The sequence below is a fragment of the Rossellomorea vietnamensis genome, from assembly GCF_008180415.1.
GTDB lineage: Bacteria > Bacillota > Bacilli > Bacillales > Bacillaceae_B > Rossellomorea > Rossellomorea vietnamensis_C.
This window is the reverse complement of record NZ_VTEI01000002.1, coordinates 395594-412999: the sequence shown is the minus strand read 5'-3', so window position 1 is coordinate 412999 and position 17406 is coordinate 395594. Positions and strand designations below refer to the sequence as shown.

The following is a 17406-nucleotide window of genomic DNA, read 5'->3' as shown; positions in this document are numbered from 1 at the left end:
TTTTTTGCTGTTTTCACAAGGCTGTTTTCGCATATATTGTGGCTTTTGGAAAAATCCCAAGAGCCGGATTTTTCCCCGGATACTGAAGGTTTTCTTTCTAATCGGGGAGAGCAGCTCTTTTCTTTTCATAATTTCTAGGTTATTCATGTGAATTATGGTTATTTTTTTCGGAATTAGAACCAAACAACAACAAAGTTTACGAAAAGAGCCTTTCACAAAGATTATGGCTGTTTTATAAGTAATGCCATTTTCCGAGCGTTGTTATGAAGAAAATCTCTTATTTCAACCACTTAAAACAGCTTTTATAAATAAGGAAATTTACTTCTCTATCAAAGATCAGCATTCGGACCGCAATATAGGAAGTATTGAACCGCTGCTCAGAACAAGATACATATTGGCAAAGGTACGTACATCTGCTAAAATTAATCCTTGTGGCTTCCCTTTTTGGGTAAGCGGGTAGGGAGAGGGCTGTGTCGTGAGGACATGATATTTATGAAAACAACAGGAGGTATTTTTCGTTTAGAGCAGCACGGAACAACAGTTAAGAAAGAAGTGACGGCAGGAGCAATCGGCTATTTTACGATTGTTTATATTATTGCTGTCAATGCAATGATTCTTTCGGAGGCGGGAATGCCGTTTGAAGGAGCGGTAATGGCCACCATTCTGGCGTCATTTTTTGGATGCCTGGTAATGGCATTTTGGGCTAACGCACCGATTCTTTTGGTTCCCGGAATGGGAATCAATGCGATGTTCACTTTTACAATGGTGGAATCGATGGGCCTTACATGGCAGGAAGCCCTGGCGGCTGTTTTTGTTTCAGGACTGTTATTCATGGTTGTTGCTTTTACAAGGTTATCAAGTATTTTATCAAAAGCCATTCCTAAAGCTCTTAAGGAAGCTATCACAGTCGGACTTGGAATGTTTCTGCTGCTGATCGGTCTTGAAAAAGGCGGTATTGTGGAGCGGGGTTCCAGTGCCTTGATCAGTTTGGGAGATATTAGTGATGTTAAAGTCATAGCGGCTATCTTGACTTTTCTTGTGGCGATTTTTCTTTTCATTAGAAATGTTAAAGGCGGGTTTCTATGGAGCATTGGTTTTGGAACTGTGCTTGGCTTTCTTTTCGGGATTGAACCTCAAACAGGTCAATCAGGGATGGGTTTGTCAGAATATGCGTCTGTATTCGGCGAGATGTCATTTGCCAAAATAGTGGAGCTTCCGTTTTGGATTGCTGCTTTTTCCATTACTATGGTATTGGTATTTGAAAATATAGGATTAGTGCATGGCCATATGGATATGGCTGGAACTCCTGAAAAGTATCCAAAGGCTTTTCAGTCTAATGCTTTTTCAGCAGCTACATGTGGAGTGTTTGGAACAAGTCCGACTGTATCGACAGTGGAAAGTGCCGCGGCCATAGCGGCAGGCGGAAGAACCGGGCTGACTTCTTTAACGACGGGTGTGCTTTTCCTGGCTTCGACGTTGTTCATTCCATATCTTAAGTGGATACCGGACCACGCGATTGCTCCGATCCTGATGATAATCGGCGGATTGATGATCCAGAATATCAGGCATATGGATTTAAGAGATTTAACTGAAGCATTTCCGGCCATCTTCATTATTGCGATGATTCCATTTACGTATAGTATAGCGGATGGAATAGCCATCGGATTCATTTTATATCCTATCTTGAAGATCGCAAATGGAAAGGCTAAAGATGTATCTCTTCCTTTATATATAATTGCAGGACTGTTTTTGGTCAATTTCCTTGTCCATTCAGTACATTAAGATCAAAAGCGGAAGCGCCTTGTCCAGCCCCGACAGGCAAATGTTCCTCAGAGAAAAAAGGCGCTCTTTCCTTTTATTCTCTGAGGGTTATTTGACCCAGAGGGGCTAGGCGCTGCAGCTGGACGGATCAAAAGCGGAAGCGCCTTGTCCAGCCCCGACAGGCAAATGTTCCTCAGAGAAAAAAGGCGTTCTTTCCTTTTATTCTCTGAGGGTTATTTGACCCCGAGGGGCTAAGTGCGTTCCAGTGGGTACGGACGCTCAGGCGCTATAGCTGCACGTGGTTATATAGCTATAAGGTATCCAAAGGTGATTTTATAATTTCCTAAACAAAATGAAAACAGCATCAGGGGCTTATGTCCCTGATGCTGTTTTCATTTGGATGTAGAGATCCAGGAATGAAATTAAAGGTTTCTTTGCCGCATTAAAGCGCGATCGAGGATTTGGTGCTTTAGAACAGTGAAGCATATGGGGTTTATTGGATAGACGAATGGTTTGTTTATTGGTATTCTAGGAGAGTGAATATTCAAATTTTACCCTTTTTGCTGAGGTTTTAGAACTATTATAGATATTTTCATTTTCTCTTAGGAGTGAATAATGATGGAAGTTTTTGTAGCGAGGCAGCCTATCTTCAACGAAAATGAAGAAACCATTGCCTATGAATTATTGTACAGAAATAATCAAGAAAACTTCTTTCCTGATATAGACGGTGACAGAGCGACAGCTGACGTCATCATAAACAGTTTTTTGAATATAGGGATCGATCAGCTCTCAGGAGGCAAGCCCTGCTTTATCAATTTTACAGAAACGCTGCTGAAGCTGAAGGTTCCCACTTACTTCAGGCCGAGAGAAATCGTTGTAGAAATCCTTGAAACTGTTCAACCTTCACCTGAAATCATTAATATCTGCAGAGAACTCAGAAAGCTTGGTTATAAGATAGCTTTGGATGACTTTGTATTTGACAAAGAAAACCCGTACTGCAAAGAATTAATGAAGCTGGCTGACTATATTAAAGTGGACATGCTGGCTGTTACAGAGGAAAAAAGGGAAGAGATTGAATTGATTACAAGACTGCTGGACATAAAGCTCCTGGCAGAAAAAGTGGAAACGCGAAGAGATTTCGAAGAAGCAAAGAAGCGGGGATATACTTTGTTTCAAGGGTTCTTCTTCAGTAAACCTGTGATATTAAGCACATATGATGTTCCTGTCTATTTTCATTCTTACTATGAAGTCATACAAAGTCTGGAAATGAGTGAACCGAATATGGAAAGAATTTCAGAACTTATAGAACAGGATCTTTCACTGTCCTATAAACTGCTCAAACTCATTAATTCACCCGCATACAGGCCCAAGCACAAAGTCAACTCAATCAGGCAGGCGATCATTCTTTTGGGATTGATTGAAATCCAGCGGTGGATTTATGTCCTGGCTATACGCGACATGACAGGTTCAGCCAGCCAAATATCGGAGGAGAACATCAGATTATGCCTTACCCGTGCAAAAATGTGTGAGTTAATTTCAACCAAGCTGTCAGAAGAAGCTGTTCCCTCCAGTTTTTTTCTTACAGGGATGTTTTCTTTAATAGAAGACATAATTGGGCAGCCCATAGGAAAAGTGTTAAAGGATATGCCGCTGCAAGATGATATTTGCAATGCCTTGAGAGGGAAGCAAAATAATTTAAAGAAAGTACTCGATCTTGTTACGGCTATTGAGCAGGCAGACTGGGAAAAGGCCGGCAGTGCGGAATTAGATATCAATATGACTCAAAATGAGTATAATCACTTCTACATTCAAGCGTGTCAATGGGCAGAGGGCCTGTTAAAAGCAGAATACCTTCAGGCAGAAAACCTTAAAGCATAAGTTGATCAGCTATAATCACCTGGCTCTAGAAAACGCTTCTGTGGTTTAATATACCTTTTCAGCTCAAAAGGGAGAGTCCTGCGCAGAGCCGGATCCGTAACATTTTCAGCTATAGCTTTAGGCACGGGGAAGATACCGATATCTGTGATTCTGACTGGAAATACGTTCTCAAGGCAGACTAGATTTCTGCCTTTTTTTATTTTGGTATGAACAAGCACTTCTTTTGTATTATGGGCATCCTCTATTACAACTACTTTTTTTACAGAAAAGTAGAACTTGAATTCTTCTGTCATCCATTCAATCCTCCTCAGGATTTAAGTTGTTACAGATTAAGGATACCGTGTTTCGCCCAAATATTGAATTAATTAAGCTTCCCCAGCAAGGGTGGGCAGCAAGTCAGTTTCTGCCTATTGCGAAATGGGCTTTGATGTGGCAAGCTAAATATATTAGAATTAGAGATTAATTGGCTGACGGGTTAACTATCTCTCGTTTCAGCAAGATACTCCTTGGAGGGTTTTTATGAAATTGAATTTAATTAAATGTCATGGGTCAGGTAATGACTTTCTTCTGATCGATGAAATCACGGAAACTTATCAATTCTCGGAAAAGGACCGGCAAAACTTAGCAATCGCCCTTTGTGATCGTAAAAAGGGACTAGGAGCCGACGGGATTTTGTTTGTTCTGGATAGTGATAGATGTGATGCGAAGATGCGGGTCTTCAATGCAGATGGATCAGAAGCTTCCATGTGTGGAAATGGCTTGAGGTGTGTGGGGCGGTATGTGACGGAAGTGAAGAATAGAGAAGAGATCACGGTTGAAACGATGAAAGCTGACTTAAAGGTTTCAAAAGAACCGTCCATTTTTGCGGATATTCCTACTTATAAGGTAGAGATCTCTCCAGTGCTGTTCGGTTTGAAGCATTTACCGATGAACATGGAGAAGGAAACCCTTATATCCGAAAATATACCGGAAATCTCCGATACTTTAAACTTTACGGCTGTTGCAGTACCGAATCCTCATTTGATCAGTATTGTTGAAAACGAACATATCCTTTCCAATGAGCAAAAGTGTATATCTGAAACTGTAAATGGGCCAAATAATCTCTTTCCTGATGGAGTAAATGTAAGCTTTGTACAGGATCTCGGAGAAGCGGGCATTTATGTAAGGACCTTTGAAAGAGGAGTAGGATTCACGAATGCATGCGGTACCGCCATGTCAGCATCTACTTTGGTAACATGTCTGACAGGACTGAATGCATATGAAAAGGAAATCGATGTGTTTAACAATGGCGGGAAGGTACGGGTCATCGTTCATAAGAATGAGGAGCTCTATTCGATGGATCTCATCGGCAACGCAACCTATGTCAGCCGCATCGGGATAGAAGTCGATGCAAAAGAACCGGAAAGTTTCGTTACAGTGGATGAATTCATATTCGATGAAGAGGCAGGCTATTCAGAGCTTCAGGAGCATGCGAAAGACATTGTGGAAAGAAGTGTTTTTCTGAAAGCGTAGATATATGAAACAAAAGACAGGAGCTTCAAGCGTCCTGTCTTTTTAGTGCGCTCAAAGAGTATTCTCACTAGGGACCGCTGTAGCTAGAAACTTTCCTTCGACAGAGGAGAGAGCAGTTAATTCCTCTTGCCTGCCCTTATACGGACGTGCCGTCTAAATGCAAATAAACTTTACGAAAAGCCCCGTTAGAATAGAGTATTTATAAAGCATACCTTGAGTTAAGTTTTATCTATATCTCAGCAAAGGTAATGGATTCTTAAGTTCTTATCGGACTCCCTTAGCTTTATTACTTTTAAGGAAAGCAAGTATATCTTTTATGTTCTGTTTTTCTTTTGCTTCTTCGTAGCCTGCGAACGGACAGCCCTTCTTCTGCAGTCTCTCCAAGACAGTCTGCATGGTAAAACGTTCGGGTCTTAATTCGTCTGTTACTTCATCCCAGAAGAGAGGGGCAGATACAAGTGCATCCTCATTGGCTCTGGGGGAATAAGGGCAGATGATGGTTTTCCCTTCTGCATGCTGGATATAATCAACGTACAACCTGTTATTTCTGTTCTTTTTCAATCTTTCCGTTGTGAATTCATCAGGATATTGGTTGGTTAAATAATCTGCTATAAACTCCGTGAAGAGATGAGTATCCTTCCAGGAATATCCTTCCGGTAAAGGAATATAAACCTGCAGCCCTTTATTGCCGGAAGTTTTAATAAAGCTGATCAAATTCATTTGGTCAAAAAGCTTTTTCATCTCTAAGGCGGCTTTGACGGCCAATTGAAAATAATCTCTTGAAGGGGGATCAAGGTCAAAGACAATCTCATTCACATAATCTGATCCTGCTTTCTGAAAAGGAATGTGAAACTCGATAGCCAGTTGGTTTCCCAGCCACATCAAAGTCTCTAAATCATCACATACAATGTAGTCGATATTTTCAATTTTGACTGTTTTAATAAATGGAGGTGCGTAATCCGGGCAGTTCTTCTGGTAGAAAGATTCACCGAACATCCCGTGAGGAAGCCTGATGACAGTCAAGGGCCGCTGCTGAAGAAAGAACAACAGACGTGCAGCTGCCTTTCTTAGGTAACGGATATAATTCAGTTTGTCGATGGGAGGCGTTTCCCAAAGGGGCTTTTGGGGATGTGTGATTTCAACCGCTTCTGGAAGGGACGCTTCGTCCATCATCAATCTTTCCCAGGTGCATTCTTCAGGCTTTGACTGAAATAGAAACTGATGAAAATGGGGCTCCCTCATCTGGTGCTCATACCATTCGAGGTACTTAAGTTCAACGCAAAGGCCCGGTTGCACAAAAGATTTCCCTCGTTCGGATTTATAAGCGTTTTCCTTAATAATCAAGTTCAGCGCCTGCTTTTCTTCAGGGCTGATGCCAAAATAAAAAGAACCGATTGAAATGATTTTTTCCTTTTTAAAAACACCTACTTCATAGTAGCCGTTTTGGTTGTCGTGGGAAAGAATGAAGCAGAACGCTTTCCGCCAGTTCTTCACTTTTCTCCAAGTTGATGTTCGTTTGCCTTCTTCCCACTGGCTGCCTGTGTCTTTGGCAATCAACCCTTCTCCATCAAAACTAACGATTTTCCTCCAGATTTCACTGCTCTCTCTGTAGGAAGGAATCATATGTAATCTGAAAGAGGAGCCATAGGAAGGCTTCAAGGGCAGACCGTTTTCCTTAAATAGAGCTTTCATAGCTTTTTTCCTTGCGGAGTAATCTTTGCTGGCAAAATAAACTCCATCGATTTGCAGAAGATCAAATGCAAGGAATGTACAAGGGTTCTGTCCTGCAGCTTTCTGGATGTTTGGTTCTGATTTCATTCGGCCCCTGGTCTGGACACCGCTGAAATTGCTTTTGAAGTCATTTTCCAATAAAACAATCTCGCCATCCAGTATGAAGGGGAGCGGCCACTTTTTTTCAGAGAGAATGTCCGTTAAAAAATCTTTTATTTCCGGAAAGAGGGGAAGCAGCTCTTTTCCATTCCGGCTCATCAGACTGATTTCTTCTTCAGACTTCACTATCAGTACTCCTCTGAATCCATCAAATTTCACTTCATAGTTCCAATTTCCTTTTTCAGGCATTTCATTAAATAACGACGGAAGCATTGGTTTCATTTTAATCACCACTAAATTAACAGGATAAGTCTTATCTTTCCCAGAGTAACCAGAACTATTTCCAGAACTTTTATAGAATAACGAGACAGCAGAATACCCCAAATTAACAATAAGACAAATGAAAAATGGAGGATGCTCATGCACACGATTTGGAAAGGAAGCATCAGCTTTGGGCTTGTAAACATTCCGATAAAGCTTCATGCTGCCACGGAAGATAAAGATATTAAAATGCGGTCGCTGCATCGGGAATGCCACACACCGATCAAATACGAAAAAATCTGCCCGGTATGCGAAAAGGATCTGGAATACGAAGACATTGTTAAAGGATATGAAATTGCAAAAGGGAAGTTTGTCGTCATAGAAGATGAGGAAATAAAAGAGTTAAGAGACAATAGTGAAGAGAAAGCGGTGGAAATTGTTGATTTCATCAAAATTGAAGAGATTGATCCGATTTATTTTAACCGCAGCTATTTCATTTCACCAAACGAGGGAGGAAAGAAGGCTTACAGTTTATTGAGAAAAGCATTAGTTGAATCAAACAAAGTCGGGATTGCGAAAATTGTGATGCGTTCAAAGGAACAGCTTGCTGTCGTGCGGATCTATCAAAACACAATGGTTATGGAAACCATTCATTTCCCCGATGAAGTCCGGCAAACGGGTGATGTCCCCAATGTTCCTGCAGAAGATGAAGTCGGTCAGAAAGAATTGGATACGGCTATCATGCTGATTGACCAGTTGTCGACTGAATTTGAACCGGAAAAATATGAAGATGACTATCGAAAGAAATTGATGGAGCTTATCCAGAGTAAACAGACAGGAGAAAAATTTGTAACACCTAAAGAGAAGGCGCCTGCCGCCAATGTGACAGACTTAATGTCTGCTCTGCAGGCTTCTATAGATAACACGAAACCTAAAATAGAAAAGGAAGCATCAGAAAAGGCTCCTGCTTCAAAAATCACCAAAAAGAAAAGAACCACTAAGAGACTAAAAGCGCAATAACCTGTTTCAAAGGTGAAGGGAGAGGCGATGAAAAAAAGACAAATCCATTGGAAGCAAACTGTATTCTTTATCGGTGGTATGGGTTTCATCATTTTGCTGGCAGCAGGGTTTATTACAATCGTTGACGAGTGGCAGGAACAGGAGATTGAAGCTTTTGATTCCGCTGTGTATTCTGGGGTGAGTACATTGAAAGCTTCTGGGGTAACGGCCTTCATGAAAGGGATCACATATCTTGGGGGAGTCGAGTGGATATCCATTCTTACAGCTTTGGCAGTCATCTTATTCATGGTATTTAAAAAATACTCATTAGGGATCTATGTCTTGTTAACGGTCTTGCTGGGAGGAGGCTTTAATTGGCTTCTTAAAACGTATTTCAAAAGAGAGAGACCTGATCTTGAAGCATTGGTTGAGCAGGGAGGGTACAGCTTTCCAAGCGGCCATTCCATGGGGGCATTCATTTTGTATGGCGCCTTGGCTTTTGCGGTATTCCGCCTATATGATCATACATGGTCGAAAATCCTGGGAGCTGCTGTCCTGATGCTATTAGTGTTCTTAATTGGATTGAGCAGGATTTATCTAGGCGTTCATTATCCAAGTGATATTTTGGGAGGGTTTTCAGCAGGAGGGGTATGGCTCCTATTTTCCATTCTCGTGTATACCTTCATTAAAGGGGGAAGGCCCTGGAGGGAAATCAGCAACCTATAAGCCATTCAACAAAAAACATGGACTGTAGACAGTCCATGTTTTTTGTTGAAAATTTCTAGAAGAGGTTAAATACATACGTACCAATGCTCGTAATATAAAGCATGATATATACTCCAATGAAATAAAAAGCTCCTCCAAAAGTACCCCACTCAGGGTCGCGGCCAAATTTCCAGACCACGGCAGAGACTGCTGTGATGATCAGCAGCAGAATCCATCCGCTTCCTGAAAAAGTAAGATACGAAGGTGCAATCTCATAAAAGTATCCATTCATCGCTTTATCAATAAAGGTAAAAGGCATCAATGCGAAAATGGCTATCGATACATATTCTACCCAGTTGATCTCTTCCTTTTCAAAGATGTTAGGTTTCGTCATGTAAAGTACTATCAGCAAGAGAAGTGAAGGCAGAATCCAATAGAAAGAAACCAGGAAAGTTACCATACTGCTTCCCAGCATCCATACTGTGTTGATGCCTGCTTCCTTCCATGAGCGTGTATTAAGCTCAGTACTGGCAGCCATTATTTCAGGAGATTGAGAAGCACCGTAAAGGGTATAGTTTCCTCCTTTATAATCAAGCCATACAATTGAATTTCCTAATCCTTCTACAGGAAAGTGGGAAATTCCATCCGTGGTCGTGATGGATGAAGACTGTATAGTTGTTGAACCATCATAAGTTCCTGTATACAGGCTTACCGTATTGCCAGCCCCGACTCCTTGTGCTTCTGCAGTAAAAAGAAGTGTCGGAGTGTCTGTAGATGTCATGAACTGTACATCACGAGGTGTTACAAGTTTCGCTCCGTTTGCTTCATTAATAATTTGAACCAATTCAGGTTTAAGTAAAGTATTCCCCAGTTCATTTATGGAAGCCTTAGCCATGTACATGCTGTAGGAAAGGACACCCTGCGATCTCAATTGTGAATCATAAATAAAAGTGATTTCGCCGTCCTGGTCAGTATAGGCTAAGTTGCCGAGTTTGTTATTCTTATTATTGGCAACTTTCAGAAAAGGGCTTGCATTTACAGCATCGTCTGCAGTAACATAGAACAGCTCTGCATTTACATCATCAGTCTGCTCTGCAATGACATAACTTCCATTACTGCCAAAGAATACGTTCGCTACTTCATTTGAAAAGCTGTGAAGATTCTTAGATTCCCATGTTTCAAGGTCTAATTTGAACACATTTCCTTCTTGCCAGTAGATGACCTTATCTTCCACCGTCGCCACGCCTGTTACTTCTTCCGCTATAACCTTCTCGCTCTTCCCATTCAGCGTGAGGACTCCCTGACTCAGAGTGACGAATTGCTCACCGTCAGTCCAAAATGAATATCCACGAGGAACAGTAAAGGAGATATCCCCTTCATTTTTTACATCAAGTCCTTCATTCACACTATAATGGTGCACCTGATCTTGTTCACTGTAGAAGATTTCATTTCCTTTATGGAACACGATAGGCTTTTCCTCTGTCTCCAATTCAAAAGGAATGGAACGGCTCCACTTTTCATTTGGCAGTTCAGTCAATGTCTGGAGCTGCTGGAAAAATAGTATGCCTATCAAAACCGATATTGCCATTAACGGCAGTCCAAAAGCTTTCAATTTTTCTTTCATATTTTACCCCCAAGTTTTTTTCTATTTCTCTAATTTAGAATTTTACCACAATTTAGGTAGTTGGAATATATCTTTTTTGCCGAGGGTTAAAATTGAAATATTCAGAATTAAAAGTTATGTATTGAGGATACGTAAATTTTTTATTAAGATAAAGAGGGATTGAGGGACTGTGTTGATCACCTGTATAGCTATTCCATTAATGGCTGTCTATGTTGAACATTATGATTTTTGCGGATGTACTTTTCCGAATTCCTTGGAAGTAATTATTTTTTCCTCAATGCACCACCAGAAGGGAATATAGCTTTATCGAGGTTCCGCAGCGGGGCAGTATTCATCAGCAGGAGCAGGACACCTTCTGAGCAAATGATTAAAAAAGCTGGATGAATCAGGTTAGTGTGTTGACAGGGAACCGTATTTAGAATAAAATGATATTGAAAATCATTCTCATTGATATGACAAGAGTCCCCCTCTTGAGAGAATGCATCCTTAATGCTTAAAAGAAGTGAGGAGCAGCCTCACTTCTTTTTTTTGGACACACACTCATATTAAACCAGTTCCTTGGACATCCACATTTCGTCGTAATATTCTCTATTAGATTTCATTGCGTGTTTTTCAACCCCAAATGACACGAATCCTGTTTTTTCATACAGCTTCACTGCTGAAGGGTTAGAGGTGACAACCGTTAATTGCAGTAATTCCACTTGAGAGCTTTTTGCTGTTTTTTCTGCTTCAGCAAGCAGCGCTCTGCCAAGTCCCCTCTTCCTGAAGTGAGGAGAAACATACATTGCCACAATCGAAGCCTTATGTTTCATTTTCTCCAGCGTATTGTATAAAATCGTAACATTTCCTGCCAGATTTCCATCAATAAAAGCTCCAAAGGTGATACTTCCTGGTGAGGATAAATTATTTTCTACCCGTTCAATTGGGTTAGAACGTGAGTTGGATTCCTCATATGTAATGGCAAATGCCTCTCCGTTAGTTTTAAGGGCCTCTAGGCGCAGGTCCCAATAGTCATTTGCATCTTCAGCGGTTAGCTCCCTAATTATCATCTAAAAACACCTCATAAATTGTATAGTATTATAACTGAAAAACATCGGGGCAGCTAGATGAATTTCCAATTTCTCTACATAGAACGTTCGAATGAAAGGACGAAATGGGGAGAAAACTACATTCATGAAAGGAGAGATAGCCATTATGACAAAACGAAACATTAAAACTAAATCAGGACTTCAGTCTGCTAAATCACTGACATCTGAAGAATTTTCAAAAGAACTTACTTCGGGTAAAGGAAATCAGAAAGCAGAGAAAACAAAACTCAACACGTAAAAAAAGGACGAACAGCAATTGCTTTAAAAACTGATGACTTTTTTCAACATGGCAGAAGGGGATAGAATCTGGAATGTCGAATGTATTTGCAGAGGTGAAGGAAATGAATTTAGTCGTTTTTACCGATGTATATCAATTTGATGAAACAGTACGGCCCCTTCTGTTAAGGGAAGAAGCAGAAAACAATTTACCACTGGGGTTACTGGACCAGATTAAAGCAGGGCGGTACAAAGATCCTTTTTTAGCTGTCTTTAAAGAAGATGAAGAAATCCATGCAGTCTTTGTCAGAACTCCTCCTCACTATTTGATCGCTACTGTCTTTAATTATAAAAAGACTGAATTGATAGGAGAATCTTTATGGGACTATTCTGTGAAGTATAGTATGAGGTTCCCTGGTTTTATAGGAAACAGTAAGGCTGCTGAGCCCTTAGCGGAATTCTGGAGTGGAAAAACCAATAAGCCTTATGAAACCCATATGAGACAGAGGATATATAAACTGCAGCAAGTCAATGATATAGCCATCAGCCAAGGTGAAATGGAGCTGGCTGGAGTGGAAGATGTGGAACTTGTAACAGAATGGCTTCAAGGCTTCATCGAAGATACACCGGAGAGTCCAATCCCTAAAGAGGCTGCAAGAAAAAGGGCAGCGGAAATGGTCGAAGAAGATTCTGTATTTCTTTGGAAAGTGGATGGAATTCCAGTTTCTATGGCTAGGCGGGCAAGGAAAACAGATAACGGAGTCACGGTGAATTTCGTTTTTACTCCAAGGAACTGCCGCCGAAAGGGATATGGAAGATCCATAGTTGCTAAACTGAGCGAAAAGCTGCTAGAAAGCAACCAGTTTTGCACTTTATACACAGATCTTGATAATCCGACATCCAACAAAATATATATGGAAATCGGTTATGAGCCAGTTTGTGATTCCAAGATGATTAACCTTTAACAGAGAAATGCCCTATCCTTAACAAAGGCTGGGCATTTTATTTTTTGGGGGAAGAGTTAATATGCCTGCCTTACCAGAGCAGGTAGCTGTATACATAGAGAATATTCAAATGGAAGGGAATGTTAAAGATATTATAAAGACTGTAAATGCCTTAATAAGTGATTGTTAAAAACAGGTAAAAGTGCTTTCCTTGATGGAAAATTCATGTAAGATAAGCATGTAGTTAGCAATGCAACATTCCAAAGGAGGCTATTATGATGAAAAAAATGTTACTTATGGTATTAACAGCATTAACGGTCGTAGGCTTTTCAGCAGGTTGCAGTAACACAGAAGAAGAAAACACAGGAAATAACACAGAAGAAAATGCTACTGAAAACACAGAAGAAAACGCTGAATAATGAACAAAATGGCTGTCAGTCTTTCAGGCTGGCAGCTTTTATTTAGGCTCTTTTCGTAAACTTTGTTGCTATTTGAAATTATTTACGAAAAAAAATAACCCATAATACACTCAAATAATTTGTGATAGTGAAAAGAAAAGAGCTGCTCTCCCTGATTCGAGAGGAAATCACTAATATTTGGGGGAAAATCCGGTTCTAGGGATTTTTCCGAAAGCAACAATTTATGCGAAAACAGCCTTTATTTATTTCCTTCTAAAAGAATACTCATCCATTGTGTCCGCTGTAAAAGTAAAAAAAAGGATACAAAAGTATTTTTTTACCACTAATTTACAGGGTAAACTCATTCAAGATCTTTATAAGAATTATTTTTAAATTACCCTTGCATTTTCCTGCTAATTTTCATAAGATAGTAAACAATAATTATTTGCATTGAAGAGAAGAGTAAATTAATGAGGAACCTTTAACAGAGAGCTTCGGAAGCTGAAAAGAAGCAGGGGGAAAATTGATTGAAGATGGTCTCTGAGCATTCCATTCGAACCATATGGTGTAGGGTGGAACGGGATTTGGCTTCCGTTATCATTGCCACAGTATAAGAATGTTCTATTTCCGCATTCCGTACTTTATGAGGCTGAAGGCGCGAGCCCTCAGTGAACTAAGGTGGTACCGCGAGCAGACCCCCTCGTCCTTAGATGTCTATACATCTATGGACGAGGGGTTTTTTGTTTGTTTAGGCTCTTTTCGTAAACTTTGCTGCTATTTGATCCATAGCCCGAAAAAATAACCATATTCAGAGGGGGAAAAACGAGTAACGCCGAAAAGAAAAGAGTTACTCTCCCTCGAAAAGAGATAAAACTCTTAGTATCCGGGAAAATCCAAAAGCAGCAGTATCAGCGAAAACAGCCTTTGTTTATAACACTTTAGGAGGAGATAGGAATGGGTATATTTATTGGAGGAGCCTGGCCTTATGCGAATGGATCCCTGCATATCGGGCACTTGGCGGCATTGCTGCCAGGCGATATATTAGCGAGATATTACCGGCTGAAGGGAGAGCAGGTGCTGTATGTTTCGGGAAGCGATTGTAATGGCACACCCATTGAAATCAGAGCAAATAAAGAGGGATTGCAGGTAAGAGATATTGCTGACAGATATCATCTGGAGTTTCAGAAATGCTTTCAGGATTTCGGCTTCAGTTATGATTTCTATAGCAGAACAGATACTGAACGGCATCACCAGGAAGTCCGAAATATTTTCTTGAAATTAATAGAGAATAATCTCTTATATGAAAAAACGACAGAAGAAACATACTGCTTGGAATGTGACCGATTCCTGCCCGATCGTTTTGTTGAAGGAAATTGTCCTGAGTGCGGAGAAAAGGCAAGAGGAGATCAGTGTGACGCTTGCGGCCTTATTTTGAATCCTGTCCAATTGATGGATAAGTATTGCAAACTCTGTCACCAACCGCCCATTCTAAAAGAAACCACTCATTTTTATCTTGCTTTATCGGCACTGCAGGAAGAGATACAAGAATATGCAAGTGAAAGCAAGGGAAGGTGGAGGGGAAATGCAATCCATTTAACTCAGCGCTACCTAAAGGAAGGGCTTCAAGATCGAGCAGTGACCAGGGATATAGGGAACGGAGTAGCGGTACCGGTCGAGGGATATGGAGATAAGAAAATTTATGTTTGGATTGAAGCCGTCAGCGGTTATCTTACGGCATCCATCGAATGGGCTGACAAAACAGGTAGTGATTGGACCGAGTTTTGGGATAAGGAAACCGTTTCTTATTATATTCATGGAAAAGACAACATACCGTTTCATACCATCATTTGGCCTGCGCTTTTGAAAGGTATCAAGAATGAAAATCTTCCGGATTGGATAATTTCAAGTGAGTATGTGACACTTGAAAAAAAGAAAATATCCACGAGTAAAGATTGGGCAGTCTGGCTGCCGGAGGTTTTGAAAGAATACAACCCTGATTCTCTTCGTTACTATTTCAGTGTGAATTATCCTGATAAAAGAGATGCTGATTTTTCTTGGAGGGAATTCGTGTTAAAACATAACAGTGAGTTGCTGGGGGGACTTGGAAACTTCATTCAGAGAACGGTAAAATTTTATAGAAAAGAATTTGGTGATGATGCCGTTTTAGGGAAGGTTGACCCAGAAGTAATGGATCAAGTGGATACTGTTTTCAGAGAAACCGGAATATGGCTGGAAAAAGGCGAGGTCAGGAAAGCGGCAAGACGGGTATTTGAAATCGTTCGCTGGGGGAATAAGTATTTCGACAGCAGGGAGCCTTGGAAAGTCATAAAAGAAGAACGCGGGCAAGCCAGGCTCATCTTGGAAAGCTGTCTCTATATCAGCATTAATTTGTCTGTTTTGCTTGCTCCATTCCTGCCGTTTACATCAGAAAGGATATATAATCAGTTCGAGTTAGATGAACAACTGCTATGGAAACCGTTCGGACTTTCAGTAAAGATAGGGATTTCAGGCCAGGAACCCCTATTTACAGCCATACCTCAAGAGAGAATTGAAATAGAGCGCGCTAAATTGGGTAAATAAACTATGTGATTTGTTTGGAGGGATGTTAATTTGAGAATAGTCGTCGTCAGTGACACCCACATGCCAAATAGAGGAAGGGGGCTTCCTGCACCCTTAAAAATGGAATTGAACAATGCTGATTTAATCATTCATGGGGGGGATTGGAACAGCATCGAAGTGTTTGAGATGCTGAAAGGCTATGCCAAAGTTGAAGGAGTGTATGGGAATACAGATAACCAAGAGATCAGAAGCTTATTTCCACGTAAACAGGTCCTGAAAGCAGGGAAGTTCTTAATTGGTGTCGTCCATGGAGATGGGAAAAACAAGACGACCGAGAAAAGGGTGCTGGATGAATTCGAAGACAAGCCTGATATCATAATTTTTGGACATTCTCATATCCCTTATTTAAGGTTTGATCAAGGCACGCTGTTATTTAACCCGGGGTCTGCTACTGACAAGCGAAAGCAGCCATACTACTCATTTGGAATTTTGGAGATAGAAGATGAGATAAAATCTAAACATGTTTTTTATAGCAATAAGAATGAATAAAATAAAAGGCTGGGTCATGTACTCAGCCTTTTCCTTCATTATTATAACCTCTCAAAATCATAGTAGTTCTGTACCTGATACGTGACAAACCCTGCAGATTCATACAGCTTTAATGCGTTTTCATTTTTAGCCGCTACTTCCAAGAAGATGTCTCTGCCGGTTTCATTTTCAAGAACTACCGATTTTTCAAGAACGCTCCTTCCAATTCCTTTGCCTTGATGAGATGGGTGAACAGCAAAACCGAATATATAGCTTCTACCACTTTCACGCTGGATGTGGATTTTGCCAACTTTTTCTCCTTTATTTACAATCATGAAGCTGCTGCTATCTTCGGCTTGTTTGACTGTTTTCATGAATTCTAAAGAATCTTCACGTGCCACATTGAAACATAAAAAATCCAGTTCTATAATCAGCGGGAGATCATCCTTGGTAACTTCAATCAATTCTATATCGGTTTCGTCTCTATTTAACTCTCTCGGCTGCCATTTCATTTGGTATTCTGAAAAGGAGTAGCCGGCAGGCTGGGCTTCAATAAAGGCTTTTCCTGATGCAGATGAACCAGGTGCATTTAAGAGAAGTTTGGTAATTTCCCGATCTTTAAGAGAAGCTAACGCTTTATTATAAAGGCTTTTGAATATCCCTCTGTTGCGGTAGTGTGGATGAACCATGCCGCAAAGTTCATAACTTGACCCAAATCCATATAAACCGAGAAACCCGGTTAATTTTCCATTCTCAAAATGAAAGTAATCATCTTGTCCGCTCGTCCGTGTGCGAAGCATGTCTCCATTAAGTTTTAATTTACAGTTATCGTGTTCTTCACATAGATGCTGTAACTCCTCTATTTCATTCAATCTGTTGTTGGTAAGCATAATATACTCCCCCTTGTTACATAGGATCTAAGTTTAATTATAGTCCCTTTAATATAGAATAGAAGCAAGAAAATAGATACAATCTATGTGAAAACAGCGTATTAAAAAGGCCAGCCTGAGATCCAAGGCTGACCTTTTAAGTATAGGCTCTTTTCGTAAACTTCGTTGCTATTTGATACTAATTCCGAAAAAATAACCATATTAAGAGGGGTG

At 40.5% G+C, this 17406-nt stretch carries 15 protein-coding genes and 1 other annotated feature; of the genes, 10 read left to right on the top strand and 5 right to left on the bottom strand.

Annotated elements, in window-relative coordinates; all coding sequences use genetic code 11:
* Positions 1 to 492 precede the first annotated feature (492 nt).
* Positions 493 to 1782 carry an NCS2 family permease gene (locus tag FZC78_RS04585; RefSeq protein ID WP_148938466.1) on the top strand — a complete coding sequence of 430 codons (1290 nt, stop codon included), beginning with the start codon at positions 493 to 495 and terminating at the stop codon, positions 1780 to 1782.
* A gap of 594 nt (positions 1783 to 2376) precedes the next feature.
* A complete protein-coding gene (locus FZC78_RS04580) occupies positions 2377 to 3639 on the top strand; it encodes an EAL and HDOD domain-containing protein (RefSeq protein WP_252183503.1) in 1263 nt (420 codons plus the stop codon).
* A 5-nt stretch (positions 3640 to 3644) separates the two neighbouring features.
* Here the strand turns inward: FZC78_RS04580 and FZC78_RS04575 are convergent, their stop codons facing one another.
* A complete protein-coding gene (locus tag FZC78_RS04575) occupies positions 3645 to 3932 on the bottom strand; it encodes a hypothetical protein (protein WP_148938465.1) in 288 nt (95 codons plus the stop codon).
* Positions 3933 to 4158: 226 nt separating this feature from the next.
* Here FZC78_RS04575 and dapF point away from each other — a divergent pair, with 226 nt between their 5' ends.
* Positions 4159 to 5151 carry a diaminopimelate epimerase gene (gene dapF / locus FZC78_RS04570; RefSeq protein ID WP_148938464.1) on the top strand — a complete coding sequence of 331 codons (993 nt, stop codon included), beginning with the start codon at positions 4159 to 4161 and terminating at the stop codon, positions 5149 to 5151.
* Positions 5152 to 5415: 264 nt separating this feature from the next.
* Here dapF and FZC78_RS04565 read toward each other — a convergent pair whose 3' ends face one another.
* Positions 5416 to 7263 (bottom strand): DNA ligase D, encoded by a 1848-nt coding sequence (locus FZC78_RS04565; protein ID WP_148938463.1) that lies wholly within the window; start codon positions 7261 to 7263, stop codon positions 5416 to 5418.
* 138 nt (positions 7264 to 7401) lie between these two features.
* Between FZC78_RS04565 and FZC78_RS04560 the strand changes: the two genes are divergently transcribed.
* Complete coding sequence (locus FZC78_RS04560; protein ID WP_148938462.1) at positions 7402 to 8262, top strand: Ku protein; 861 nt, start codon at positions 7402 to 7404, stop codon at positions 8260 to 8262.
* A gap of 27 nt (positions 8263 to 8289) precedes the next feature.
* On the top strand, positions 8290 to 8967 hold the full coding sequence (locus FZC78_RS24140; RefSeq protein ID WP_252183502.1) for a phosphatase PAP2 family protein: 678 nt from the start codon (positions 8290 to 8292) through the stop codon (positions 8965 to 8967).
* 55 nt (positions 8968 to 9022) lie between these two features.
* Here FZC78_RS24140 and FZC78_RS04550 read toward each other — a convergent pair whose 3' ends face one another.
* Entirely contained in the window at positions 9023 to 10570 is a 1548-nt protein-coding gene (locus tag FZC78_RS04550) for a hypothetical protein (protein WP_148938461.1), read from the bottom strand.
* Between the two features lie 545 nt (positions 10571 to 11115).
* Positions 11116 to 11616: a GNAT family N-acetyltransferase gene (locus FZC78_RS04545; RefSeq protein WP_148938805.1), complete on the bottom strand. Its 501-nt coding sequence runs from the start codon at positions 11614 to 11616 to the stop codon at positions 11116 to 11118.
* 148 nt (positions 11617 to 11764) lie between these two features.
* Between FZC78_RS04545 and FZC78_RS24510 the strand changes: the two genes are divergently transcribed.
* The 5 genes from FZC78_RS24510 (at position 11765) to FZC78_RS04530 (ending at position 16324) form a co-directional block, all read left to right on the top strand.
* Positions 11765 to 11896: a hypothetical protein gene (locus FZC78_RS24510; protein WP_286365470.1), complete on the top strand. Its 132-nt coding sequence runs from the start codon at positions 11765 to 11767 to the stop codon at positions 11894 to 11896.
* Positions 11897 to 11969: 73 nt separating this feature from the next.
* Positions 11970 to 12839 (top strand): GNAT family N-acetyltransferase, encoded by an 870-nt coding sequence (locus tag FZC78_RS04540; protein ID WP_148938460.1) that lies wholly within the window; start codon positions 11970 to 11972, stop codon positions 12837 to 12839.
* A 254-nt stretch (positions 12840 to 13093) separates the two neighbouring features.
* Complete coding sequence (locus tag FZC78_RS23465) at positions 13094 to 13237, top strand: hypothetical protein (RefSeq protein WP_187444801.1); 144 nt, start codon at positions 13094 to 13096, stop codon at positions 13235 to 13237.
* A 420-nt stretch (positions 13238 to 13657) separates the two neighbouring features.
* Positions 13658 to 13927 (top strand) — a binding site (T-box leader).
* Between the two features lie 243 nt (positions 13928 to 14170).
* Positions 14171 to 15796 carry a methionine--tRNA ligase gene (gene metG, locus FZC78_RS04535; protein ID WP_148938459.1) on the top strand — a complete coding sequence of 542 codons (1626 nt, stop codon included), beginning with the start codon at positions 14171 to 14173 and terminating at the stop codon, positions 15794 to 15796.
* Positions 15797 to 15826: 30 nt separating this feature from the next.
* Entirely contained in the window at positions 15827 to 16324 is a 498-nt protein-coding gene (locus FZC78_RS04530) for a metallophosphoesterase family protein (RefSeq protein WP_148938458.1), read from the top strand.
* Between the two features lie 41 nt (positions 16325 to 16365).
* On the opposite strand, the gene FZC78_RS04525 is transcribed toward FZC78_RS04530, so the two are convergent.
* The gene (locus FZC78_RS04525; RefSeq protein WP_148938457.1) at positions 16366 to 17193 is read right to left on the bottom strand and encodes a GNAT family N-acetyltransferase; all 828 of its coding nucleotides are present in this window, start codon (positions 17191 to 17193) and stop codon (positions 16366 to 16368) included.
* Between the last annotated feature and the right edge of the window lie 213 nt (positions 17194 to 17406).

Coding starts and splice junctions, on each gene's coding strand:
- FZC78_RS04550 (WP_148938461.1), bottom strand. CDS start 10,570: ATGAAAGAAAAATTGAAAGCTTTTGGACTGCCGTTAATGGCAATATCG.
- FZC78_RS24510 (WP_286365470.1), top strand. CDS start 11,765: ATGACAAAACGAAACATTAAAACTAAATCAGGACTTCAGTCTGCTAAA.
- FZC78_RS04585 (WP_148938466.1), top strand. CDS start 493: ATGAAAACAACAGGAGGTATTTTTCGTTTAGAGCAGCACGGAACAACA.
- FZC78_RS04560 (WP_148938462.1), top strand. CDS start 7,402: ATGCACACGATTTGGAAAGGAAGCATCAGCTTTGGGCTTGTAAACATT.
- FZC78_RS04540 (WP_148938460.1), top strand. CDS start 11,970: ATGTCGAATGTATTTGCAGAGGTGAAGGAAATGAATTTAGTCGTTTTT.
- FZC78_RS04525 (WP_148938457.1), bottom strand. CDS start 17,193: ATGCTTACCAACAACAGATTGAATGAAATAGAGGAGTTACAGCATCTA.
- dapF (WP_148938464.1), top strand. CDS start 4,159: ATGAAATTGAATTTAATTAAATGTCATGGGTCAGGTAATGACTTTCTT.
- FZC78_RS24140 (WP_252183502.1), top strand. CDS start 8,290: ATGAAAAAAAGACAAATCCATTGGAAGCAAACTGTATTCTTTATCGGT.
- FZC78_RS04565 (WP_148938463.1), bottom strand. CDS start 7,263: ATGAAACCAATGCTTCCGTCGTTATTTAATGAAATGCCTGAAAAAGGA.
- FZC78_RS04575 (WP_148938465.1), bottom strand. CDS start 3,932: ATGACAGAAGAATTCAAGTTCTACTTTTCTGTAAAAAAAGTAGTTGTA.
- FZC78_RS04580 (WP_252183503.1), top strand. CDS start 2,377: ATGATGGAAGTTTTTGTAGCGAGGCAGCCTATCTTCAACGAAAATGAA.
- metG (WP_148938459.1), top strand. CDS start 14,171: ATGGGTATATTTATTGGAGGAGCCTGGCCTTATGCGAATGGATCCCTG.
- FZC78_RS23465 (WP_187444801.1), top strand. CDS start 13,094: ATGATGAAAAAAATGTTACTTATGGTATTAACAGCATTAACGGTCGTA.